The organism is Spirulina sp. 06S082 (genome assembly GCF_034932145.1).
In the GTDB taxonomy this organism is placed as follows: domain Bacteria; phylum Cyanobacteriota; class Cyanobacteriia; order Cyanobacteriales; family Spirulinaceae; genus CCY15215.
On sequence record NZ_JAYGHV010000468.1, the window covers coordinates 1 to 2,894 of the forward strand.

At 37.6% G+C, this 2,894-nt stretch carries 1 protein-coding gene and 1 pseudogene; one reads left to right on the forward strand and one right to left on the reverse strand.

All coding sequences use genetic code 11. From position 1 onward, the window contains the following. The coding region (locus VB714_RS27040; protein WP_323228423.1) for an RNaseH domain-containing protein at positions 1-2,322 on the forward strand (2,322 nt) is incomplete at its 5' end. Positions 2,323-2,416: 94 nt separating this feature from the next. Here the strand turns inward: VB714_RS27040 and VB714_RS27045 are convergent. Next, positions 2,417-2,894: pseudogene (locus VB714_RS27045) on the reverse strand (acetyl-CoA carboxylase biotin carboxylase subunit); the annotation flags it as partial.

Sequence of the window (2,894 nt, forward strand, 5' to 3'; positions counted from 1 at the left end):
CGACGTTGGTTGAAGAGTCTCGCTCATACAAATTACGATCGCAAAAATATCAATGGAATTATTTTTTCTGAAGATTTTAGCGATCGCGTTTTTAGTTATACGATCTCTCACAAAATCATAAAACAAGATAAAGAAACAAAGAAGAAAATTAGAGAATGGAAAACAGATGATTCTTTTGAAGTTCTTCGCCGAGAGTTGGAGCTACCTACAATTCCTTTAAATGGATTTCAAATTGCTAACGGAGAGGCTTCAACCGATAAATGTAAAGTTCTTTTAACCTATCGCGAAGGCATCCAACAAGATAAAGAAGAACATGGAATTAAAGCAGGAGTTCCTCCACTGGATAAACTCGAAGCCTTTGATAAAATTACTGAAATATTAAAGCCTTTGGGAATTGAGCCTTTTAAATGTTCTAAGGTCAAAGTTAAACGTGGGGAAGGTCATACTATAGACGATACATCTTCACGAATGATTAATACACCAAATGTATTGAGAGCAATGCTCCAGTTTTGTGAAACAGAAAGTTTTTTAGAGTTTGAGTCTCAATATATTGAGGAATTAAAAGAATCAGAAATAGAACGGTTGTTGAAAAAACATTTTGAACTTAGTCCTAAAGATTTTTTTGGAGAAATAAAACAATTTGAATTCAACAAAAAAATCAAAAAGCAAAAGGAAGAAATAAAGGATCATATCGAGTTAAATCGACAGAAAATCAAACAATTATCTTCTGATTGTAAACCATTGTTAACTATTTTTTACGAACAAGGATTTAAAAAAGAACTTAAACTTCTTGAAATAATAATTCGTCTGCTTTGGGGTAATAGTCTTAAGATTCAAGCAAATTCTCTGCCAGAAGGAACTCACGGTCCTAAAAATACTCTTGATGATAGTCACGAAACAATGAAAAATCGGTCTAAGAATCGAATTCAAAAATGGAAACCTCTTGCTCAACAAATCGCCAAAAAAGAACAACCAACATTTTGCTTAGTTATGGCACGAAAACTTTATTTCGATTCTGGAGAAGATAAGAAAGACGATCCTGTAAATAAACCTTCAACACGAAAAGCGCTTACAGAGATAGGGCGATCGTGTGTACAGTTTATTCGTCCTCCTCAGCGATCGAGCGAACAAAATAAAATCAATATTTCTAATTTTATATGGCGCACTCAAGCTGCTATGAAAGATTTATTTTGGGCGCATACTGGACGTATTGATAATGTCTGTGAAAATGTTGATAAGTGGTTGCCAGACAATCAACCTAAAGAAATCATTGGAATTACCATTGTTCGGAAGAATTCAGGCCGCTATCGCTCGAATGACGCAACATTTCTCCCAATCGCAATTCGTATTGATGTAGAAAAAGGTCGATGTGAAATGAGTTGTGCTTATGAAAAAGGGAATCAAATGGAAGTCAGTGAGTGGAAAGATTTTTCTAAGGCTCTAGCAACAGTTTCTCAAGTATCTCCCGTGCGTCTAGCATTAAAACAGGATATCCGAGAAACTCGCTTTATGGAATTTGTAGACCAAACCATTTCCCAATCGGTTAAGGAAGGAAAACAACCATTAGTCATGATTAATTCCTCCAATTGTGCTTCACTGTGGAAGTGGTTGCGAGATAGCGATATCAATGCTTCAGATATTGACATTTCCGGACGCGAGAAAATGCAACAAACATGGAAAGACGCTCGCATCGTTCGCATTCGACAAGAACTTGCACCGGGTATCATTGATGATAAAATTAAGCGCTTGGTTAAAACTTGGGAGGAAGATACACGAACAAAAGAAGAACTTGACAAGCTATATCCTGATTTAGAATCGGATGAGTTTTTACCTACTCCATCAGGTTCAATATCTGGATTATTTGAGCTCGCAACAACTACAAAGAAAATGAAAAGCGATCGCACTCAATGTATTACCTATTTTTCTATTGGCAAAAATACATTACACGAACAAAAACGCGGTGCAAGTTGTTATCACAAAGTTAAAGAAGAAAAACTTGATAAAGACGACAAAGATAAAAACATTCCCAATCAAGCAGGACTTCCTATGTACACTGTAGAAGATCGGGAAACTTATACAGATATGTGGCCGACTCCTAACCCTCTTGAAATTGTTGTTACATTGCGTCAAGAAGGAGACGATCCCGATCGCATTGCTGCATTAGTCGAGTCTCTCCGCTACGGATTTGGACATTATCGAGAAGGAACTGCTTTACCCGCACCACTCTTTTTTGAGCGTGTTGTTCGCGATTATCTTAGCGCTTTTACGCTAGACGATCCAACGCTAGATGATCAAGATATTGAAAATCTGTTTGTGAATTAATCAAAAGTTAATTACAAGCGGAATACGACTCCACCGTTTAATTCCCAGACTCATATCCTATAGGTAGGATAGAAGAGATCGCCAATCTCCATCACTAATTACTCAAATCTATATGTTTCTCAATGAAATTCGTGTACACTTCCCCCGCTAAAAAAGCAGGAGAATTTAATATTTTGGCATGAAAATCAATCGTTGTCGGAATTCCCGTAATCGCACATTCTTGCAAAGCGCGTTTCATGCGACGAATTGCCATATCTCGATTCGGTCCCCAAACAATTAACTTGCCGATTAAAGAATCATAATAAGGGGGGATTTCATAATCTGTATAAACATGAGAATCAATGCGGACACCAGGACCCCCAGGAGGTAAATACGCGCTAATTCGTCCAGGATGAGGGCGAAAATTATGCTTGGGATCTTCCGCATTAATCCGACATTCGATCGCGTGTCCCCTGAGTTCAATATCGTCTTGTTTAACCTGCAATTTCTCCCCTTGAGCAATGCGAATTTGTTCCGTAATTAAATCTAATCCCGTAATCATTTCAGTCACCGGATGTTCCACTTGGATGCGA